17 protein-coding genes are annotated in these 19,487 nt (G+C 71.4%); 12 read left to right on the forward strand and 5 right to left on the reverse strand.

What is annotated here, in order from left to right:
• Positions 1 to 134 precede the first annotated feature (134 nt).
• The 3 genes from ACIBN2_RS15855 to ACIBN2_RS15865 all read right to left on the reverse strand — a co-directional run bounded on the left by ACIBN2_RS15855 (position 135) and on the right by ACIBN2_RS15865 (position 1,584).
• A complete protein-coding gene (locus ACIBN2_RS15855; protein WP_399134933.1) occupies positions 135 to 362 on the reverse strand; it encodes a DUF3107 domain-containing protein in 228 nt (75 codons plus the stop codon).
• A 146-nt stretch (positions 363 to 508) separates the two neighbouring features.
• Positions 509 to 1,153 (reverse strand): TetR/AcrR family transcriptional regulator, encoded by a 645-nt coding sequence (locus ACIBN2_RS15860; RefSeq protein ID WP_399134934.1) that lies wholly within the window; start codon positions 1,151 to 1,153, stop codon positions 509 to 511.
• 206 nt (positions 1,154 to 1,359) lie between these two features.
• Positions 1,360 to 1,584 carry a hypothetical protein gene (locus ACIBN2_RS15865; protein ID WP_399134936.1) on the reverse strand — a complete coding sequence of 75 codons (225 nt, stop codon included), beginning with the start codon at positions 1,582 to 1,584 and terminating at the stop codon, positions 1,360 to 1,362.
• Positions 1,585 to 1,750: 166 nt separating this feature from the next.
• Between ACIBN2_RS15865 and ACIBN2_RS15870 the strand changes: the two genes are divergently transcribed.
• From ACIBN2_RS15870 to moeZ, 12 genes are all read left to right on the forward strand, one after another.
• Positions 1,751 to 2,776 carry an alpha/beta fold hydrolase gene (locus ACIBN2_RS15870; RefSeq protein ID WP_399134937.1) on the forward strand — a complete coding sequence of 342 codons (1,026 nt, stop codon included), beginning with the start codon at positions 1,751 to 1,753 and terminating at the stop codon, positions 2,774 to 2,776.
• Between the two features lie 8 nt (positions 2,777 to 2,784).
• Positions 2,785 to 4,149, forward strand: a complete 1,365-nt coding sequence (locus tag ACIBN2_RS15875; protein ID WP_399134938.1) for a DUF3152 domain-containing protein — start codon at positions 2,785 to 2,787, stop codon at positions 4,147 to 4,149.
• A gap of 56 nt (positions 4,150 to 4,205) precedes the next feature.
• The gene (locus ACIBN2_RS15880) at positions 4,206 to 4,298 is read left to right on the forward strand and encodes an Ms4533A family Cys-rich leader peptide (protein WP_399134939.1); all 93 of its coding nucleotides are present in this window, start codon (positions 4,206 to 4,208) and stop codon (positions 4,296 to 4,298) included.
• Positions 4,299 to 4,465: 167 nt separating this feature from the next.
• Positions 4,466 to 6,184: an ABC transporter substrate-binding protein gene (locus tag ACIBN2_RS15885; RefSeq protein WP_399134940.1), complete on the forward strand. Its 1,719-nt coding sequence runs from the start codon at positions 4,466 to 4,468 to the stop codon at positions 6,182 to 6,184.
• Between the two features lie 4 nt (positions 6,185 to 6,188).
• Positions 6,189 to 7,196 (forward strand): ABC transporter permease, encoded by a 1,008-nt coding sequence (locus tag ACIBN2_RS15890; RefSeq protein WP_399134941.1) that lies wholly within the window; start codon positions 6,189 to 6,191, stop codon positions 7,194 to 7,196.
• Positions 7,193 to 8,191: an ABC transporter permease gene (locus tag ACIBN2_RS15895; RefSeq protein WP_399134942.1), complete on the forward strand. Its 999-nt coding sequence runs from the start codon at positions 7,193 to 7,195 to the stop codon at positions 8,189 to 8,191. Before ACIBN2_RS15890 ends, ACIBN2_RS15895 begins: the two co-directional genes overlap by 4 nt.
• Positions 8,188 to 9,798, forward strand: a complete 1,611-nt coding sequence (locus tag ACIBN2_RS15900; protein ID WP_399134943.1) for a dipeptide ABC transporter ATP-binding protein — start codon at positions 8,188 to 8,190, stop codon at positions 9,796 to 9,798. Before ACIBN2_RS15895 ends, ACIBN2_RS15900 begins: the two co-directional genes overlap by 4 nt.
• A gap of 190 nt (positions 9,799 to 9,988) precedes the next feature.
• Complete coding sequence (locus ACIBN2_RS15905; protein WP_399134944.1) at positions 9,989 to 11,704, forward strand: DUF3492 domain-containing protein; 1,716 nt, start codon at positions 9,989 to 9,991, stop codon at positions 11,702 to 11,704.
• The gene (locus tag ACIBN2_RS15910; protein ID WP_399134945.1) at positions 11,701 to 12,960 is read left to right on the forward strand and encodes a hypothetical protein; all 1,260 of its coding nucleotides are present in this window, start codon (positions 11,701 to 11,703) and stop codon (positions 12,958 to 12,960) included. Before ACIBN2_RS15905 ends, ACIBN2_RS15910 begins: the two co-directional genes overlap by 4 nt.
• Before the next feature lie 175 nt (positions 12,961 to 13,135).
• A complete protein-coding gene (locus tag ACIBN2_RS15915; RefSeq protein WP_393865957.1) occupies positions 13,136 to 14,095 on the forward strand; it encodes an NAD-dependent epimerase/dehydratase family protein in 960 nt (319 codons plus the stop codon).
• Positions 14,083 to 14,832 carry a spherulation-specific family 4 protein gene (locus ACIBN2_RS15920; protein WP_399134946.1) on the forward strand — a complete coding sequence of 250 codons (750 nt, stop codon included), beginning with the start codon at positions 14,083 to 14,085 and terminating at the stop codon, positions 14,830 to 14,832. Before ACIBN2_RS15915 ends, ACIBN2_RS15920 begins: the two co-directional genes overlap by 13 nt.
• Positions 14,833 to 14,895: 63 nt before the next feature.
• Positions 14,896 to 16,074 (forward strand): adenylyltransferase/sulfurtransferase MoeZ, encoded by a 1,179-nt coding sequence (gene moeZ, locus ACIBN2_RS15925; RefSeq protein WP_399134948.1) that lies wholly within the window; start codon positions 14,896 to 14,898, stop codon positions 16,072 to 16,074.
• Between the two features lie 80 nt (positions 16,075 to 16,154).
• On the opposite strand, the gene ACIBN2_RS15930 is transcribed toward moeZ, so the two are convergent.
• Positions 16,155 to 17,711: an alpha/beta hydrolase gene (locus tag ACIBN2_RS15930; RefSeq protein ID WP_399134949.1), complete on the reverse strand. Its 1,557-nt coding sequence runs from the start codon at positions 17,709 to 17,711 to the stop codon at positions 16,155 to 16,157.
• A 136-nt stretch (positions 17,712 to 17,847) separates the two neighbouring features.
• Positions 17,848 to 19,398: an alpha/beta hydrolase gene (locus tag ACIBN2_RS15935; RefSeq protein WP_399134950.1), complete on the reverse strand. Its 1,551-nt coding sequence runs from the start codon at positions 19,396 to 19,398 to the stop codon at positions 17,848 to 17,850.
• Positions 19,399 to 19,487 lie beyond the last annotated feature (89 nt).

Below are 19,487 nucleotides of genomic sequence, written 5' to 3' on the forward strand. Positions count from 1 at the left end.
TCTTTGGGTTTCTCGGGCTTTCTCTCGACCGGAGGGGGGCCCCCTGGGTCCCCAAATCGTTCTATTACTTTGTTCGGCCGGGGGGGGGGGGGCCGCCCCCCCCCCCCCCCGGGGCCCCTCTCGTGATCCGGTGATTACAGCGCGCCGAAGCCCACCTTGCGGGGGGCGGGCTCGCCGAGCTCGACGTAGGCGAGGCGCCCCGCCGGGACGAGGACCTTGCGGCCGTGCTCGTCCACGAGGGTCAGCAGCTGCGCCTTTCCGGCCAGCGCCTCGGCCACGATGCGCTCGACCTCCTCGGCGCTCTGACCGCTCTCCAGAACGATCTCGCGGGGCGCGTGCTGCACGCCGATCTTGACCTCCACGGCTATGTCCCTCCGACGGTCAGTGAAGTGCGCGACCTTTACGCGCCGTACCCTGCACACATTAGCCCGGTGAGGGGACGCGCACGCTCCGCCCCCGAACGCCAAGAGCGAACACGGGACGGGAACACGTGCCCGTCACGGCGCCGTCAGTGGTGCTGTTCGCTGCCGTGCAGCGGGAAGCCCGCGATGCCGCGCCAGGCCAGCGAGGCCAGCAGCTGCACCGCCTGGTCGCGCGGCACGCTGCGGTCGCTGTGCAGCCACGAGCGGGCCACCACCTGGGCGAGGCCGCCGAGCCCGGAGGCCAGCAGCATCGACTCCGCGCGCGACAGGCCGGTGTCCTCGGCGATGACGTCGCAGATGGCCTCCGCGCACTCGTTCGTGACCTTGTCGACGCGCTCGCGCACCGCGGGCTCGTTCGTCAGGTCCGACTCGAAGACCAGGCGGAAGGCGCCGCCGTCGTCCTCGACGTACGCGAAGTAGGCGTCCATGGTCGCGCGGACGCGCTGCTTGTTGTCGGTCGTCGACGCGAGCGCGCTGCGCACCGCCCCGATCAGTGACTCGCAGTGCTGGTCCAGCAGCGCGAGGTAGAGGTCGAGCTTGCCCGGGAAGTGCTGGTAGAGCACCGGCTTGCTGACGCCGGCGCGCTCGGCGATGTCGTCCATGGCGGCCGCGTGGTAACCCTGCGCCACGAAGACTTCCTGGGCGGCTCCCAGCAGCTGATTCCGTCGGGCACGTCGCGGCAGGCGCGTGCCCCGCGGGCGTGCCGCCTCTGTCTGCTCGATGGCTGTCACGCCGCCTCCCAATTTCGTCCACATGCGGTGTGCGCCGCGCCGCCATCGTACTTTTCGGTAACCCGGGTGTGCGCGGTGCGAGCGCAGAATTTCACGGACCGGACGGCGACGAAAGCCGTCCAGGCCGTTTCAAACCGGATCGAAGCGGGCAGCGAATCGCCTCGTTCCAGCTCAGCGGCACCCTCCGGTGCTTCCGTGCGCCCCCGTCAGCGGTAGTCGTCCTCGTCGTCGGGGACGACGCGGCGCTGCTCGACGATGTCGGCCTCGTTCGCAGTGGCCGGGTCCACGTCCTCGAGCGGGTCGTCGCGGTCCGCCGCCAGGTCGGCGGACTGCTCCGCCGCGTCGTTCTCGGGTGCCTCGACGTCGATCTCCCGAGGTTCCTGTGCGCCGTCGTCCTCGAACGTCTCGGGGTCGGTGGGGTCTACGGCCATGATGGTGGGCTCCCTTCCTACGAACGTGCCTGAGTGAAGCAGGTGCCACAGCGGGTGCCCTCGATACGAGCCTAGGAGACACCGGATCCGGATGCTATGCGGTGTACGCGCAATCTGTGACGGCGAACACATGAGCCACTACGTGATCGTCTCGTAACATTGCCGCATGTCTTCGACCGAGCTGCCGTCCGTTCCGGCGACCACCGTGCTCCCGAAGGTGACGCCCGTCAGGGTTGCGGAGGGCGAGCGGCTCAGGTCGGTCGGGCTGCCGGGCATCACGCTGACGGTGCGGTCGAGACCACCGGTGCGCGAGGGCCTGCCGCCCGCGCTCTGCGTCCACGGACTCGGGGGCTCCTCGCAGAACTGGTCGGCGCTGATGCAGGAGCTCGAGAGCGTCGTCGACGGCGAGGCCGTCGACCTGCCGGGCTTCGGCGACTCGCCGCCGCCGGACGACGGCGACTACTCGATCACCGGGCACGCGCGCGCGGTGATCCGTTTTCTCGAGGCGTCCGGGCGCGGGCCCGTGCATCTGCTCGGCAACTCGCTCGGCGGCGCCGTCACCACGCGCGTCGCGGCCCTGCGGCCCGACCTCGTGCGGACGCTGACGCTGGTGTCGCCGGCGCTGCCCGAACTCCTCGTCCAGCGCAGCGCGGTGCCGACCGCGCTGCTGGCACTGCCGGGAGTGGCCGGCCTTTTCACCCGGTACACCGGCGGATGGACCGCGGAGGAGCGCGTCCGCGGCGTGCTGGCGCTCTGCTACGGCGATCCCGGACAGGTGTCGCCGGAGGGTTTCCGCAACGCCGTGGAGGAGATGGAGCGGCGGATGCAACTGCCGTATCTCTGGGACGCGATGACGCGTTCCGCGCGCGGCATCGTCAACGCCTACACCCTGGGTGGCCAGCACGGGCTGTGGCGCCAGGCGGAGCGTGTCCTGGCCCCGACTCTGCTCGTCTACGGCGGCCGGGACCAGCTCGTCGGCTTCCGCATGGCCCGCAAGGCGGCCCGCACCTTCCGCGACTCGCGCCTGCTCACCCTGCCGGACGCGGGGCACGTGGCGATGATGGAGTACCCCGGCACGGTCGCCCGCGCCGTCTGCGAACTCCTGTCCGAGCGGGGCGAGTTGGTTGATACCCTTCGATCCGTCGAGTCGGCCGTTGACGCCGGGACCGCCGCGAAGAGCGCGGGGAGCTGAGGGGCGACGTGGGACGTCACAGCCGCCGCGGGGCCGATGCCGCGAAGGGCGACGCCAAGGACGCGGGTCATGGAGCGCCGGGGAGGGCGGACGGTACGCCCGCGCGCGGGGTGCCGCGTCTCCCTGACGGCACACCCGCGCGCGGGGTGCCGCGTCTCCCTGACGGCACACCCGCGCGCGGGGTGCCGCAGTTCCCCACGCCCGCGCGTGGGGCGCCGCAGTTCCCTGACGGCACACCCCCGCACGGCATGCCCCGTCCCGTCGACGGCACGCCCGCCCACGGCACCCCCCGAGTCCGCGGCGGTCACCCCGAGCAGCGTGAAGCCGGCGGTGGATGGGGTGAGTTGAGGCAGTCCGGGGCGACCATTCCGCGCCAGCGCAAGGCACCCCCCGGCGGGCCGCGGCAGGAGTACGTCGACGCCTTCGACGAGGACGCCGACGTCTTCACGTCCCGCGGCGGCGGGTCCGCGCACGCCTCGGACCCGTACGCCTCCGTCACCGAATGGGACCACGGCCCGGTCGTCGGCGTCCCCTCCGAGGCCGACGAGGACGCGCCGCCGACCGGTGTGCCGGCGCAGTCCAGGGGCGGCAAGGGGCGGACGTTCACCGGTATCGCGGCCGCCGCCGTCACCACCGTGCTGGCCGTCGTCGTGGCCGGCCAGGTCGCGAACGGCCGCGACGACAGCGGCATCGGGACGCGGTCGGCCACCGGCCAGGCGCGGGACGCCCGGGACCCGGGCGCGTCGCCGTCCGCCTCGCCGAGCGTGGCGACGCTGACGTACGCGCAGGCCATGGGGAAGACGTATCCGCTCAGCGCCACGCTCAAGGGGTCGGGGAAGTTCGCCGCGGTCCCCGGGGGCGCCAAGGCGCCCGGCAAGGGCCAGAAGTACACCTACCGCGTGGACGTGGAGCAGGGGCTCGGGCTCGACGGCGAACTCTTCGCCCAGGCCGTTCAGACGACGCTCAACGACAACCGGAGCTGGGCCCACGACGGCGCCCGCACCTTCGAGCGCGTCGACTCCGGCAAGCCCGACTTCGTGATCACCCTCGCCAGCCCGGGGACCACGGCCAAGTGGTGCGCCAAGTCCGGCCTCGACACCACCGAGGACAACGTCTCCTGCGACTCGGCCTCCACCGAGCGAGTGATGATCAACGCCTACAGATGGGCCCAGGGGTCGAAGACCTACGGTGATCAAATTCACGCCTACCGGCAGATGCTGATCAACCACGAGGTCGGCCACCGCCTCGGCCACGGCCATGTGACCTGCACCAAGAACGGCCAGCTCGCGCCGGTGATGCAGCAGCAGACCAAGTTCCTCGACCACGACGGGATCCACTGTCTGCCCAACCCCTGGCCCTATCCCAGGAGTTGACGGGCGTCTCCGACGTCACGTTGACATGCGCAGAAAGTTGATTCATATTTCTGGGCATGTCGACCGATCACGCCTCCGCACGCGCCGCCATCGAGCTGGCGCTCATCGGCGTGACCGCGCTCTGCGTGGCCGACATCCTCTGTCGCTGACGCCCGCCCCCGGGCGTTCGCGTCGCGATCTCCTTCTCCTGCCCTGACACGGCCTTGTGCCGTGCCCCGGCGGCCGCTTTCGACGACCTGGCGCCCAGGCAGACGTCTGCCCACTTCTGTCTCACTCCTCGTCATTCCGTCTCATCATTCGAGAGGTCGTCATTCCGATGCGCCAACCGTCCGTCACAGCGCGCCGCGTGGCCGCGGCATCCGTAGGCCTGGTTCTGGCAGCGGGCGCCGCCGCCTGCGGGCCGAAGGACAACGATGCCAAGGGCGCCGGCGGCGACTCCACGCCCCACAAGGGCGGCACCCTCACGGTCCTCAACTCCGAGGCCCAGACGGACTTCGACCCCGCGCGCCTGTACACCTCCGGCGGCGGCAACGTCCCGTCCCTGGTCTTCCGTACGCTCACCACCCGCAACCGCGAGAACGGCGCTGCCGGCGCCAAGGTCGTCCCGGACCTCGCCACCGACACCGGGCGCCCCAGCAAGAACGCGACCGTGTGGACGTACACCCTGAAGAAGGGCCTCAAGTACGAGGACGGCACCCCGATCACGTCCGCCGACATCAAGTACGGCATCGAGCGCTCCTTCGCCGCCGAACTGTCCGGCGGCGCCCCCTACTTGAGGGACTGGCTGGTCGGCGCGGCCGGCTACCAGGGGCCGTACAAGGACAAGAAGGGCCTGTCGGCGATCGAGACGCCGGACAGCCGGACCATCGTCTTCCGTCTGAACAAGCCCGAGGGCGAGTTCCCGTACCTGGCCACGCAGACGCAGTTCACGCCCGTTCCGAAGAGCAAGGACACGGGCACCAGGTACGAGGAGCACCCGGTCTCGTCCGGCCCGTACAAGGTCGTCAGGAACGAGAACGACGGTGAGCACCTGGTCCTGGAACGCAACACGTACTGGTCGGCCGCCACGGACGCCGAGCGCAAGGCCTACCCGGACAAGGTCGACGTACGGTCCGGGCTGGACTCCTCGGTGATCAACCAGCGGCTGTCCGCGTCCCAGGGCGCGGACGCCTCCGCCGTCACGACGGACACCAACCTCGGCCCCGCCGAGCTCGCCAAGGTGACGGGTGACGAGGAGCTGGCCGTCCGCGTCGGCACGGGCCACTTCGGCTACACGAACTACATAGCTTTCAACCCGACGGTCAAGCCGTTCAACAACATCAAGGTGCGGCAGGCGATCTCCTGCGCCGTCGACCGGTCGTCCGTGATCAACGCGGCGGGCGGTTCCGCGCTGGCCGAGTCGGCCACCACCTTCCTGCCGAACCAGAAGTCCTTCGGCTACACGCCCTACGACCTCTTCCCGGCGGGCGGGACGGGCAATGCCGCCAAGGCCAAGGCGCTGCTCGCCGAGGCGGGATACAAGAACGGCCTCACCGTCACGCTGACCCACTCCAACGCCAAGGACTTCGAGACCAGCCCCGAGATCGCGACCGCGATCCAGGACGCGCTCAAGAAGGCCGGCATCACGGTCAAGCTGCAGGGCCTGGAGGACAACGACTACCGGGACAAGATCCACGGCGTGAAGACCGAGCCCGGCTTCTTCCTCGCCCACTGGGGTGCCGACTGGCCCTCCGGCGGTCCCTTCCTCGCCCCGATCTTCGACGGCCGGCAGATCGTCAAGGACGGCGCGAACTTCAACAACGGCCTGTTGAACGACAAGTCGGTCAATGACGAGATTGACGCGATCAACAAGTTGACCGATCTTGACGCGGCCGCCAAGAGGTGGGGTGCACTGGACAAGAAGATCGGCGAGCAGGCCCTGACCGTGCCGCTGTTCCACCCCGTCTACAAGCGCCTGGTCGGCAGCGACATCAAGAACGTCGTGATCAGCGACTGGACCGGCGTGCTGGACATCTCGCAGGTCGCGGTGAAGTAGCGCCGTGAGCGAAGCACTTGTCGCCACCCAGGTCCCCGAGGTGTCCGCCTCGGGGGCCTCGGGGGCCGTTCAGTTCTGGCGGCGGCTGCGCACGCAGCGCGCCGCCCTCGTCGCGGCGTCCGTCGTCGCGCTGCTCGTCCTGGTCGCGCTCGCCGCGCCGCTGCTCACCGCCCTCGAGGGCCAGGACCCGACCACGTACCACCCCTCGCTCGTCGACTCCGCGCGCGGGGGCGTGCCGATCGGCTCCATCGGGGGCGTCGGCGCGGACCACTGGCTGGGCGTCGAACCGCAGACCGGGCGCGACCTGTTCGCCCGGCTCGTCTACGGGGCGAGGGTCTCCCTGGGCGTCGCGCTGGCGGCGACCGTGATCCAGGTCTTCCTGGGCGTGGTGATCGGGATCGCGTCCGCGATCGGCGCCGGATGGGTTGATCAACTGTTGAGCCGGCTCACGGACGTCTTCGTCGCCATGCCTTTGATGATCATGTCGTTGGCGCTGCTCGCGATCGTCCCGTCGAGCTTCCCGCGGCCCGTCCTGGTCACGCTGGTCATCGGGTTCATCGCCTGGGGCAACATCGCGAAGATCGTGCGGGCCCAGACGCTCACCCTGAAGGGGCTCGACTACGTCTCCGCGGCCCGGCTCAGCGGCTGGGGCACCTGGCGCATCGCCCGCAGGGAGCTGCTGCCCGGGCTCGCCGCGCCGGTCATCACCTACGCCGCGATCCTCATGCCGGTCAACATCGGCATCGAGGCCGCCCTGTCGTTCCTCGGCGTCGGCGTGAAGCCGCCGACGCCGTCCTGGGGGCAGATGCTCACCGCCGCCGACGTCTGGTACCAGGCGGCCCCGCAGTACCTGCTGCTCCCGGCGGGCGCCCTGTTCGTCACGGTGCTCGCACTGACCGTCCTCGGCGACGGCGTCCGCATCGCCCTCGACCCCCGCGCCGCCTCCCGGCTGAGCGTCGGAACAGGCCGCAAGCGCGAGGCCAGGGCGGGCGCGAAGGAGGGGTCCGCATGAACGGCTTCGGAGGCTTCCTGGTCCGGCGCTCCCTCGCCACCGTCCTGACCCTGCTGGCCATCTCGGTCATCGTCTACGTCGTCTTCTACGCCACCCCCGGCAACGTCGCCCAGATCACCTGCGGCCCGCGCTGCTCCCCGGAGCAGGTGCACCAGGTGGCGCAGCAACTCAGGCTCGACGACCCGTTGTACGTGCGCTACTGGCACTTCCTGCACGGCCTGTTCGCCGGCCAGGACTACTCCACGGGCACCTCGGTGGAGCACTGCCCGGCCCCCTGCCTGGGGCTCTCGTACCAGACCGACCGCCAGGTGATGGACATCATCCTGACCAAGCTCCCGGTGAGCCTCTCGCTCGTCCTCGGCGCGATGGTTCTGTGGCTGGTCCTCGGCGTCGGCACCGGGGTGCTCTCCGCGTGGCGGCGCGGCCGGTTCACCGAGCGGGTGCTGACCGCCCTCACCCTGGCGGGCTGGGCCACCCCGGTCTTCGTCATCGGCCTGGTGCTGATGATCGTCGTCTGCGGCGAACTTCAGCTGCTGCCCTTCCCGCAGTACGTGAAGTTCACCGACGACCCCGAGCAGTGGGCCTGGAACCTGCTGCTGCCCTGGCTCTCGCTCGCCCTCGTCGAGGCCGCCGCGTTCGCCCGGCTGACCAGGGCGTCGATGCTGGAGACGCTGGCCGAGGACCACATCCGCACCTTCCGGGCCTACGGCGTCGCCGAGCGGACGATCGTGGGACGGCACGCGCTGCGGGGCGCCCTGGCGCCCGTGATCGCGCTGAACGCCAACAACGTCGGCTCGGCGATCGGCGGAGCCGTCCTCACCGAGACCCTCTTCGGACTGCCCGGCATCGGACAGGAACTGGTCCACGCGGTCGACATGGTCGACCTGCCCGTCGTCGTCGGCATGGTCCTGGTCATCGGCTTCTTCGTGGTCCTCGCCAACGCCGTCGCGGACGTGCTGTACGCGGTGGCCGACCGACGGGTGGTACTGACGTGAGTCTCGTCCCAGTCACCGATCTGGTCCAAGTCACCGGTCTGACCGTCGAGTTCGGCGATCTGAGGGCGGTCGACGGTCTGTCGTTCGCCCTGGCGCAGGGCGGCGCCCTGGCCCTGGTCGGCGAGTCAGGCTCCGGCAAGTCCACGGTTGCCGCGTCCCTGTTGGGCCTGCACCGCGGCACGGGCGCGCGCCTCGGCGGCTCGATCGAGGTCGCCGGTACCGACGTACGCCGGGCGTCCGACGACGAGTTGCGGCGGCTGCGCGGCGGGAAGGCCGCGATGGTCTTCCAGGACCCGCTGTCGTCCCTCGATCCGTACTACGCGATCGGCGACCAGATCGCCGAGGTGTACCGCGTGCACACGCGCGCCTCACGGCGAGCGGCACGCGCGCGTGCGGTGGAGGTGCTCGACCGGGTGGGGATTCCGGACGCACGGCGGCGCTCCCGCTTTCGGCCGCACGAGTTCAGCGGCGGCATGCGCCAGCGCGCGCTCATCGCGATGGCGCTCGCGTGCGAGCCCGCCCTGCTGATCGCCGACGAGCCGACCACCGCGCTCGACGTCACCGTGCAGGCCCAGATCCTCGACCTGCTGCACACGCTGCGCGAGGAGACCGGCATGGGGCTGCTGCTCGTCACGCACGACGTGGGCGTGGCCGCGGAGAGCGCCGACGAGGTGCTGGTCATGCGGCACGGGCGCGTGGTGGAACACGGGCCGGCCGGCACCGTGCTGGCGTCGCCCGCCGAGCCGTACACACGCGAACTCCTCGGTGCCGTCCCGCGTGTGGACGCGCCGCGCGCCCCCTCGCGGACGTCCGGCGAGGTCGTGCTGGAGGCGAGGGGCCTGCGGCGTGACTTCGGGCGCGGCACGCGCGCGTTCACGGCCGTGGACGACGTGTCACTGACGATCCACCGCGGCGAGACCCTCGGCGTCGTCGGCGAGAGCGGCAGTGGCAAGACGACGCTCGGCCGGATGCTGGTCGGGCTGCTGGAGCCGACGTCGGGCGAGGTTCTGCACGACGGGCACGCGCGCGTGGGCGTCCGCCCTGCCGTCCAGATGGTCTTCCAGGACCCCGTCTCCTCCCTCAACCCCCGCCGCCGTGTGGGCGAGTCGATAGCCGACCCGCTCCGCGCCCGGGGGGAACCTGACGAGAAGCGCATCCGGGGGCGCGTGACGGAACTGCTGGAGCGCGTGGGACTCGAAGGGGCGCACTTCGACCGCTACCCGCACGAGTTCAGCGGCGGACAGCGCCAGCGCATCGGTATCGCGCGGGCGCTCGCGGCCGAACCGCGCGTCATCGTCTGCGACGAGCCCGTCTCCGCGCTGGACGTGACCACACAGGCCCAGGTGGTGGCTCTGCTCGGCGAACTCCAGCGCGAACTCGGCCTGGCGCTCGTCTTCGTCGCGCACGACCTCGCCGTCGTCCGTCAGGTCAGCGACCGGGTCGCGGTGATGCGCCGCGGCCGGATCGTGGAGTGCGGCCCCGCCGACGAGGTGTACGACAACCCGCAGGACCCGTACACCAAGGAGCTCCTGGCCGCCGTACCGGCACTCGACCCGCAGGTCGCCGCGAGCCGCAGGGCCGCACGGCGAGAGCCTGCCGCTGCCTGACGGAACGTGACTGCATGATCTCTTAGCGCGATCGAACGCGAACCGCACAGGAAAGTTACGACCGTTCACCCCTTTTGGTGGTGCGACGGACAACCGTCCGTCGCGCCACCGCCTTGTCCGCATACGTTCTTCCCGCTGCGAGCCGCCGGGTCAACGGCGGCTCTCCATACGGGAGATCGGGGGTGCGCTCGTGCGCATCGGACTGCTTACGGAGGGTGGCTATCCGTATGTGAGCGGTGACGCCAGGCTCTGGTGCGACCGGCTCGTGCGCGGGCTCGGGCAGCACGAGTTCGACATCTACGCGCTCAGCCGCACCGAGCGGCAGGAGAGCGAGGGCTGGGTCCCGCTGCCGCCGCAGGTCGCACTGGTGCGTACGGCGCCGATGTGGACGGCCGAGGACGGCGGAGCCGGGTACGGGCGGCGGGCCCGCCGGCGGTTCGCCGAGTGCTACGGCGAGCTGGCGGCCGCGCTGTGCGCGGGGAACGCCGGGGACCCTGCCGAGGCTCTCGGAGAGCACATTCCGGCCGCCGAGGCGGACCGTTTCGGCAGCGCGCTGTACGGGCTGGCCGAACTCGCCCGTGAGAGCGGCGGGCTGGTGGGAGCGCTCCGCTCCGAGACCGCCGTACGCGCCCTGGAGCGCGCCTGTCGCGCACCCGGCGCACTGCGGGCGGCGCGTGAGGCGCGTGTGCCGGATCTGCTCGCCGTCGCGGCGCACCTCGAACGCGCTCTGCGCCCCCTGTCGTTGGACTGGTACGAGGACGACGGACTCGGCTCGGTCGACCTGTGCCACGCGACGTCCGGCGGCCCCGCCGCCCTCCCCGGGCTGCTCGCCCGCCACTTCCACGGCGTACCCCTGCTGGTGACCGAGTACGGCGTCCGGCTGCGCACGCACTACCTCGCCGCCACGGACGCGCCGCCCGCCGTGCGCTCCCTGCTCGCCGCCTTCCACGGCAGGCTCGCCATCGAGATCTACGACCGGGCCGCGGTCATCACGCCCGGCAACGCGCACGCCCGCCGCTGGCAGGAACGCTGCGGCGCCGACCGCGCCAAGCTCCGCACGGTCTACCCGGGCATGGACGCCGCGCGCTTCGCCGAGGTGGGCGAGTCCGCCGAGAGCGCCGACCCCGACGCGCTGGTCTGGGTGGGCCGGGTCGAGCCCGCCAAGGACCTGATCTCGCTGCTGCACGCCTTCGCGGAGGTCCGCAAGGAGGAGCCGACGGCGCGGCTGCGGATCGTCGGCGCCCCGGCCGGTCCCGAGGGCGAGGCCTATCTCGGGCACTGCCGGGCGCTGGCCGCGCAGCTCTTCCCCGACGAGGCCGAGGGGCGGCACTCGGTCGGCGACAACCCCGTCTCCTTCGAGGAGATCGGCGGCCCGGAGCTGCCGACCCTCGCCGAGGCGTACGCCGCCGGCGGTGTGACCGTGCTCTCCAGCGTCGTCGAGGGCTTCCCGATCAGCCTGGTCGAGGCGATGTTCTGCGGTCGCGCCACGGTGTCCACGGACGTCGGCGCGGTGGTGGAGGTCATCGGCGGCACGGGGCTCGTCGTGCCCCCGCGCAACCCGCGAGCGCTCGCCGAGGCATGTCTGGCGCTGTTGCGTGACCCCGAGCGCCGGGAGCGCCTGGGTGCCGCCGCACGCGCGCGTGCGCTCGAACTGTTCACCGTCGAGCAGAACACCACGGCATTTCACGGCATTTACCTGGAGATCGTCTCGCACACCCCGGTGCGCCGGGTCGTCCTCGACGAGACCGGGGAACCGCTGCCCTTCGCCGCCCCCGCCGAGGCCCATGTCCCCGGACGCTGGACCGACCCGGCCGCGCGCGTGGTGGCCCGCGGCGGCCCCGGCTGGGCGACGGACGTCCCCGTGCGCGTCGGGTCCTCGACACCGGCCACGGAGGGGGCGCGATGAGCGGGCTCGGCGAACTCGACAGGCCCGGCGTGCCGGGCGGCGCGGAGGCGTGGGACGAGCGCTCGCAGGGGTGGACCGCGGTGGAGACGGAGGCACCGGACGACGCGGCCGGCCCCCACCCGCAGCCCCCTGGCCGCCTGCCGAAGCTCCGGCGTACCGCCGCCGACCCCGTGAAGACGCTGATGCACCGGCACCGCGAATTGTGCGAACGGGCCGTGGACCCCCTGGAGATCGCGGCGGGCCTGGAGGCCCACGGCGTCACCGACCGGACCGCGGCCCGCTTCCGCCACCGGGACGTGTTCTCCCTCGCGGAGGAGATGTACGCGCGCGCCGCCCACGACGAGGAGACGGCACCGCACTCCACGGCCCTGGCGGCCCCGCGGGCGCGCCCCGCCTGGATCGTGCTCACCCTGCTGCCCGGAGCCCTGTGCGCCGCGACCGTCGCCGCCCTCCACCTCACGTACGGACGGACCCGCACGACCGCGGTCGCCGTCGGTGTCCTCGCGGCGGCCCTCGCCCTGCGCTCGGCCCTCTCGCGCGGCCCTCTCGGCGCCACGGACCGCACACCCCCGGGATCAACGCAGAGCGCCTCCGCCGGCCGGATGTGGACGTGCTGGCTCGTGGCCTACGCCCTCCTCGGCGACGGCCTCCTGCGCGTGGCCGTCGCCGGTGGCCCCGACGGCCCGCCCACCGTCAGTGCCGACGGCCCCTGGCCGCTGGCCACGGCCCCCGTTCTGGCGCTCGCCCTGGCCTGCGCCCCCGCCGCCTGGTGCGCGCATCTCTTCGCCGTGTGCACCCGCCGCAGACTGGGCGCCAGCCGCGGTCTGGAGGAGTTCACCGCCTCCGCCCGCCCGCTGATGCTCGGTACGTTCGCCCTGTTCCTGTCCTCCCTGACGGCTCTCAGCGCCCTGTGCGGCGCGGTCCTGGGCGAGAGCGCGGCCTACGCCCAGACCGTCACCCTGGGCGCCCTGCTGTTCCTCGCCCGCCTCCTCACCGCGCACGGCTTCTCCCACGCCCCCGCGTTCGTCGTCACGGCCACGGCGACCGCGGAGGCGACCGCCCTGGCATCGGTCTTCGCGGCCCGTCTGCCCGGGTGCGGCTTCCTCGCCACCCCCGTGGAGACCGTCGCCGACGCCTGGGGCGCCGGCAGCGTCCCTGCCCTCGCCTGCGCGGCGGCCGCGCTGACCCTGCTGATCCACGCGGCCCGCACGCTCGCCCGGGCCTCCGCCCACGCACCCGCGGACCGGCCGTGCTGACGCCGCAGCCGTCCCCGGTGCGCCCGGGCGCGTCGCCCGCACCCCGGCCCACGCCGGCCCCGAACCCGCCGCAGGCGCCAGGACCCGCCGCCCCAGGCAACCGCTTCATTCCCTCCGAAGGAGAACCCGAGATGATCACCTCCCGATCCGACGCCTCGGCCCCGGGAGCCGTCCGATGAGAGTCCTGCTGATCGGAGCCAACGGCTACCTGGGCCGCTTCGTCGCGGACCGCCTGCTCGCCGACCCGGCCGTCCAGCTCACCGCGCTCGGCCGCGGCGACGACGCCGACGTCCGCTTCGACCTCGCGTCCGGCAGTCCCGGTGCCCTCACCCGCTTCCTCGACGCGGTCCACCCCGGTGTCGTCATCAACTGCGCCGGCGCCACCCGGGGCGGCGCCCGGGATCTGACCCGCCACAACACCGTCGCCGTGGCCACCGTCTGCGAAGCCCTGCGCCGCAGCGGCTGTGACGCCCGGCTGGTGCAGATCGGCTGCAGTGCGGAGTACGGCCCCAGCCAGCCCGGCTCGTCCACGGCCGAGGACGCCGTGCCCCGCCCCGGTGGCCCGTACGGCGTGAGCAAACTCGCCGCCACCGAACTCGTCCTGGGTTCCGGCCTGGACGCTGTCGTCCTGCGGGTCTTCTCGCCGGCCGGTCCGGGCACCCCCGCGGGCTCGCCGCTCGGCCGGCTCGCCGAGGCCATGCGCCGCGCCATGCAGTCCGGCGACGGCGAGCTCAAGCTCGGCGGCCTCGGCGTCCAGCGCGACTTCGTCGACGTACGCGACGTGGCCCGTGCCGTGCACGCCGCCTCGCTCTCCGCCGCGCAGGGCGTCATCAACATCGGCTCGGGCCGCGCCGTCCGGCTGCGCGACGCCGCCGCCGTGCTCGCCCGCGTCGCCGGATACGGCGGCGCCCTCCACGAACTCGACGGCCCGCCCGGCCCGCTGCGGCCGACCGTCGGCCACCAGCGCTCCGACCCGGACCACGCTGCCCCGATGGCGTACCCGTACCCGGACGGCTGCGGCAGCTGGCAGCAGGCCGACGTGCGCACCGCACGCGACCGGCTCGGCTGGCGGCCGAGGATCAACCTCGAGGAGTCCCTCGCCGACATCTGGATGGAGGCGGCATGCCGTATGTGACCAGCACCAGAGCGGGAAACGCGAGCACCGACGTCCGCACCGGGTTCGGCATCCCCGGTTACGCGCACCCCCTCGTCGCGCCCACCGAGTGGGGCGAACTCACCCGTCCCGGGACCCCCTTGCACTGGGTCGTGCTCAACGTGGCCGACGGCCCCGGCACCCGCCCCGATCCGCACTGCCTGGAGGCGGCCGGACGGCTGCGGAACATGGGCGTGCGGGTCCTCGGCCACCTCGGGTGCGCGTCCGGGGCCCGGACCTTCGGCGAGGTGATCTCCGACGCGCACCGCCACATCGACTGGTACCAGGTCGACGGCTTCCTCCTGGACCGCTGCCCGACCGACGGCGTCTCGCTCCCCGAGATCCGCCGCACCGTCACCACGCTCCGCGCGCTCTGTGAAGACGCTCACATCGTCCTCGGCCACGGCACCCACCCGCACCCCGGCTACCTCGAGTGCGCCGACCAGCTGGTCACCTTCTGCGGCCCCTGGAGCGACTACCGGTGGTCGCAGGTGGCGGAGTGGACGGCGGAGCATCCGCCCGAGCGCTTCTGCCACTTCGTCCACGGAGTGCCCCTGCCGCATCTGGAGGAGGCGCTGCGTATCGCGCGCTGGCAGGGCGCCGCGACGATCTACTTCACCGACCGCACGGACCAGGGCGGCCGCAGCGACCCGTGGGAGGCCATGCCCGGCTACTGGGACGACATCGTCTCGCGGATCGGAACGGGTGTCTCGGAATGAAAAAGGCCGTGGCAATGTTGCAGGGAGAACACCCGTAGTGATTGACCGACCAACGGAGTCCCCGTGTCGCTGCCACCCCTGGTCGAGCCGGCTGATGAGCTCACCGTAGACGAGGTTCGCAGGTACTCCCGCCACCTGATCATCCCCGACGTCGGGATGGACGGGCAGAAGCGGCTGAAGAACGCCAAGGTGCTCTGTGTGGGCGCCGGCGGCCTGGGCTCGCCGGCGCTGATGTACATGGCTGCCGCGGGCGTCGGCACCCTCGGCATCGTGGAGTTCGACGAGGTCGACGAGTCGAACCTGCAGCGCCAGATCATCCACAGCCAGGCCGACATCGGCCGCTCCAAGGCCGAGTCCGCCCGTGACACCGTCAAGGGCATCAACCCGTACGTCAACGTGATCCTTCACGAGGAGCGGCTCGAGGCCGACAACGTGATGGACATCTTCAGCCAGTACGACCTGATCGTCGACGGCACGGACAACTTCGCGACGCGCTACCTGGTCAACGACGCCTGCGTGCTGCTGAACAAGCCGTACGTCTGGGGTTCGATCTACCGCTTCGACGGTCAGGCCTCGGTGTTCTGGTCCGAGCACGGCCCGTGCTACCGCTGCCTCTACCCGGAGCCCCCGCCGCCGGGCATGGTCCCCTCCTGCGCCGAGGGCGGCGTGCTGGGCGTGCTGTGCGCGTCCATCGGCTCCATCCAGGTCAACGAGGCCATCAAGGTGCTCGCGGGCATCGGTGAGCCGCTGGTCGGCCGCCTGATGATCTACGACGCCCTCGAGATGCAGTACCGCCAGGTCAAGGTCCGCAAGGACCCCGACTGCGCGGTCTGCGGCGAGAACCCGACCGTCACCGAGCTCATCGACTACGAGGCCTTCTGCGGTGTCGTGTCCGAGGAGGCCCAGGCGGCGGCCGCCGACTCGACGATCACTCCCAAGCAGCTCAAGGAGTGGATCGACGACGGCGAGAACATCGAGATCATCGACGTCCGCGAGATCAACGAGTACGAGATCGTCAGCATTCCGGGCGCCAAGCTGATCCCGAAGAACGAGTTCCTCATGGGCACCGCCCTGGAGAGCCTCCCGCAGGACAAGAAGATCGTCCTGCACTGCAAGACGGGTGTCCGCAGTGCGGAAGTCCTCGCGGTCCTGAAGTCCGCGGGCTTCTCCGACGCCGTGCACGTCGGCGGCGGCGTGATCGGCTGGGTCAACCAGATCGAGCCGGACAAGCCGGTCTACTAGGCCGCACCGGTCCACGAGGCGCAAGCCTTTCCGGGAGGGGCTCGGCACCACTGGTGCCGGGCCCCTTTCCGCTGTCCCCGCTAGGAGGCGCAGACCTTGCCGTCCTTCGGCACGGTCCCCTTCAGCAGATACGCGTCCACGGTCGAGTCGACGCAGTCGCTCCCGCTTCCGTACGCACCGTGCCCCTCGCCCTTCCAGGTGAGCTCGACACCGACGCCCTTGCCCAGCTCGTCGGTCATCTTCCGGGCGCCCTCGTACGGCGTCGCCGGGTCGCCGGTGTTGCCGACCACCAGGATCGGCGCCGCACCGGGCGCGCTCACCTCCGGAGTGTCGAACTGCCCGGCCACCGGCCAGTTGTGACACCAGCCCGCCGTGTCCCAGCCGAGGAAGTCCCCGAACACGGGCGAGATCTTCTCGAACGCCGGGAGCCTCTTCTTCGTCTCCTCGGCGGTCGGCCGCTCCTTGTCGTCCAGGCACGATATGACCCGTTGCGAGTGGGTCGTCGTGGCGTAGTGCCCCGAGGCGTCGCGTTCGTTGTAACCGTCGGCGAGTGCCAGCAGCTCGGAACCGTCGCCCTGCTCCGCCGCGTTCAGGGCGCTGGTCAGGGTCGGCCAGCCCTCCTTGCTGTAGAGGGGCAGGACGATGCCGGTGAGGGCGAGCGACTGCGTCAGCCTTCGCCCGGAGGAGGTCGGCAGAGGCTTCGCGTCGAGCCCCTGCACCAGGTCCGCGATCTTCCGGGTGCCCTGCTTCGGGTCCTGGCCGGTGGACTTGAGGTAGTCGTCCAGGGCGCGCTGGAAGCCCCTGGTCTGGTTCTTCGCCTGGCCCACGGTGTCGGCGCTCGGATCGACGACGGCGTCGAGGATCAACCGCCCCACCTTCTTGGGGAACAAGTGGGCGTAGACGCCGCCGAGTTCGGTGCCGTACGAGATGCCGAAGTAGTGCATCTTCGTGTCGCCCAGCACCTGGCGCATCAGGTCCATGTCGCGCGCGGTGTCCGTCGTCGACACGTGCGCGAGCAGCTTTCCGGCGGCCTTCTCACAGCCCTGGCCGAAGTTCACGGCGTCCTGGAAGTACGTCTTCTCCTCGGCCGGGGTGTCCGGTGTGGCGTCCACGTCCTCGGCGGCCTGGATGGTCTTGTCGCTGCGGCAGCGCACGCCCTCGCTGGCGGCGACCCCGCGCGGGTCCCAGCTCACCAGGTCGTAGTGCTCGCGCAGCGCGGACACCGTGGGGGCGTACGTGGGCATCATGGACACGCCCGAGCCGCCGGGGCCGCCGAAGTTGAACAGGAGCGAGCCGATGCGCTTGCCGCCGTTCGCCTTGGCGCGGATGAGCGCGAGCCCGATCGTGTCGCCCTCGGGCTTCGACCAGTCCAAGGGCGCCTTGAGCGTCGCGCACTGCCAGTCGCTGCCCGGCGCGGGGGAGCCGGCAGTGGCCTTGCAGGGGCCCCAGGCGAGCTTCTGCCCGGTCAGTGAGGAGGGCAGTGCGGCGGTCGTCCCGGAGGAGCGGGACGGTGGCGTCGGAGGTGGGGTCGACCTCGCACTGTCCTTGCCGTCGTCGGACGACGAGCCGCTGCTGCAGCCGCCCACCAGGAGCGCCGCGGCGGCGCCCAGAGCCGCCCACCGTACGAGTCGTGCCATGTGCCTTCCCCCCTCGTGGGCCGTCCGCGTCGTGCAGCAAACGGCGGTCAGGCCATGGTAGGCGGATCAAGCCAAACCTGCCGGAGCGTGTGGATAACGTTCTGACCTGCAAGTTTCCCCGACGTTCGCTCGTGTCTCAGGAGCAGACGGTCCCTGCCTTCGGCACCTTCCCGTTCAGCAGATAGCCGTTGACCGCGGCCTGCACGCACTTGTTCTTGCTGTCGTACGAGCCGTGCCCCTGCCCCTTGTACGTCAGCTCGACGCCGACACCCGGGCCGAGTGAGTCCACCATCTTCTTCGCGCCCTCGTAGGGCGTGGCCGGGTCGCCGGTGTTGCCCACGACGAGGATCGGCGCGGCGCCCGGTGCGCTCACGTCGGGGTGGTCGGCGGCACCCGGAACGGCCCAGTCGGTGCAGCTGACCATGGACCAGGCCAGGAAGTCGCCGAACAGCGGCGAGGCCGACCGGAACTCGGGCAGCTTCTGCTGCACGAAGCCCGGGTTGTAGCGGGCCTTGTCGTCGGCGCAGTTGATGGCGACGTTGGCGGCGGCGATGTTGCTGTACCCGCCGTTCTCGTTGCGCCCGTTCAGCGAGTCGGACAGCGCCAGCAGAATCCGGCCGTCGCCCTGGTAGGCCTGCACCAGGCCCTCGGTGAGGTACTGCCAGAAGTCCTTCGAGTACAGCGCCTGCGCGATGCCGTTGGTCGCGGCGGTCTGCGTCAGCCGGCGGGGGAAGATGCCGGAGATCGGTTTGCTGTCGAGGTCCTTCAGCAGCTTGGCGATGCGGTCCTTCACGTCCTGTGCGGTGTTGCCGACCGGGCATTCCGTGGTCTTGGAGGTGCAGTCCTCGGCGAAGTTGTCGAGCGCGAGCTGGAAGCCCTTCGCCTGCCCGAGCGAGCTCTGCTCGGCGTCCTGCGTCGGGTCCACGACCGCGTCGAAGACGGCGCGGCCCACCTTCTTCGGGAACAAGTGGGCGTAGACGCCGCCGAGTTCGGTGCCGTACGAGATGCCGAAGTAGTACAGCTTGTCGTCGCCGAGGACCTGCCGCATCAGATCCATGTCGCGGGCCGCGTCGGTGGTGCGCAGGTGCGGCAGCACCTTCTCGGAGTTCTTCTCGCAGGCCGCGTTGAACTCCTTGGTGTTGTCCACGTAATCGGTGCGCTCACGGGCGTCGTCCGGGGTCGCGTCCTGCTGGAAGTACGCGTCGAGCTGCTGGTCGTCCTCGCACTTCACGGGAGCGCTGCGGCCGACTCCGCGCGGGTCGAAGCTGACCAGGTCGTAACGGGTGCGCAGGGTCGCGTAGTCCTGGCCGAAGGAGGGCAGCGTGGTGACGCCCGAGCCGCCCGGCCCGCCGAAGTTGAAGACCAGCGAGCCGATGCGCCTGCTCTGCGCGCCGCTCGCCTTCGCCCGGATCAGCGCGAGGCCGATCGTGTCGCCCTTGGGCTTGTTCCAGTCCAGGGGCGCCTTCATCGTGGCGCACTGCCAGGTGCCGCCGTGCGGCAGGGGTGAGGGCGAGTCACCGCCGCCCTCCGCGGTGGACGGCGCCGGGCAGTCCTTCCAGTCGAGCTTCTGCGCCGACAGATTCCCACCGCCGCTGGAGCCGTTGTCGGTGCAGGCCGCCAGCACGGAGCACAGCAGCACGGTGGAGACGGCCACGGCGACGGCGCGCGAGCGGGATGGCTTCGGCATGGGTCCATCCTGCTGCGGCGCGGGGCCGGGCGCTCGGGGCACGGGCCGTACGAGGTACACGCGCGTACAGCCGTCGTACGAGAAGGCGG

Source organism: Streptomyces sp. NPDC050534, from assembly GCF_044457745.1.
Lineage (GTDB): Bacteria > Actinomycetota > Actinomycetes > Streptomycetales > Streptomycetaceae > Streptomyces.

Coding starts and splice junctions, on each gene's coding strand:
- ACIBN2_RS15865 (WP_399134936.1), bottom strand. CDS start 1,584: ATGGCCGTAGACCCCACCGACCCCGAGACGTTCGAGGACGACGGCGCA.
- ACIBN2_RS15870 (WP_399134937.1), top strand. CDS start 1,751: ATGTCTTCGACCGAGCTGCCGTCCGTTCCGGCGACCACCGTGCTCCCG.
- ACIBN2_RS15880 (WP_399134939.1), top strand. CDS start 4,206: ATGTCGACCGATCACGCCTCCGCACGCGCCGCCATCGAGCTGGCGCTC.
- ACIBN2_RS15885 (WP_399134940.1), top strand. CDS start 4,466: ATGCGCCAACCGTCCGTCACAGCGCGCCGCGTGGCCGCGGCATCCGTA.
- ACIBN2_RS15895 (WP_399134942.1), top strand. CDS start 7,193: ATGAACGGCTTCGGAGGCTTCCTGGTCCGGCGCTCCCTCGCCACCGTC.
- ACIBN2_RS15910 (WP_399134945.1), top strand. CDS start 11,701: ATGAGCGGGCTCGGCGAACTCGACAGGCCCGGCGTGCCGGGCGGCGCG.
- ACIBN2_RS15915 (WP_393865957.1), top strand. CDS start 13,136: ATGAGAGTCCTGCTGATCGGAGCCAACGGCTACCTGGGCCGCTTCGTC.
- ACIBN2_RS15920 (WP_399134946.1), top strand. CDS start 14,083: ATGCCGTATGTGACCAGCACCAGAGCGGGAAACGCGAGCACCGACGTC.
- ACIBN2_RS15930 (WP_399134949.1), bottom strand. CDS start 17,711: ATGGCACGACTCGTACGGTGGGCGGCTCTGGGCGCCGCCGCGGCGCTC.
- ACIBN2_RS15935 (WP_399134950.1), bottom strand. CDS start 19,398: ATGCCGAAGCCATCCCGCTCGCGCGCCGTCGCCGTGGCCGTCTCCACC.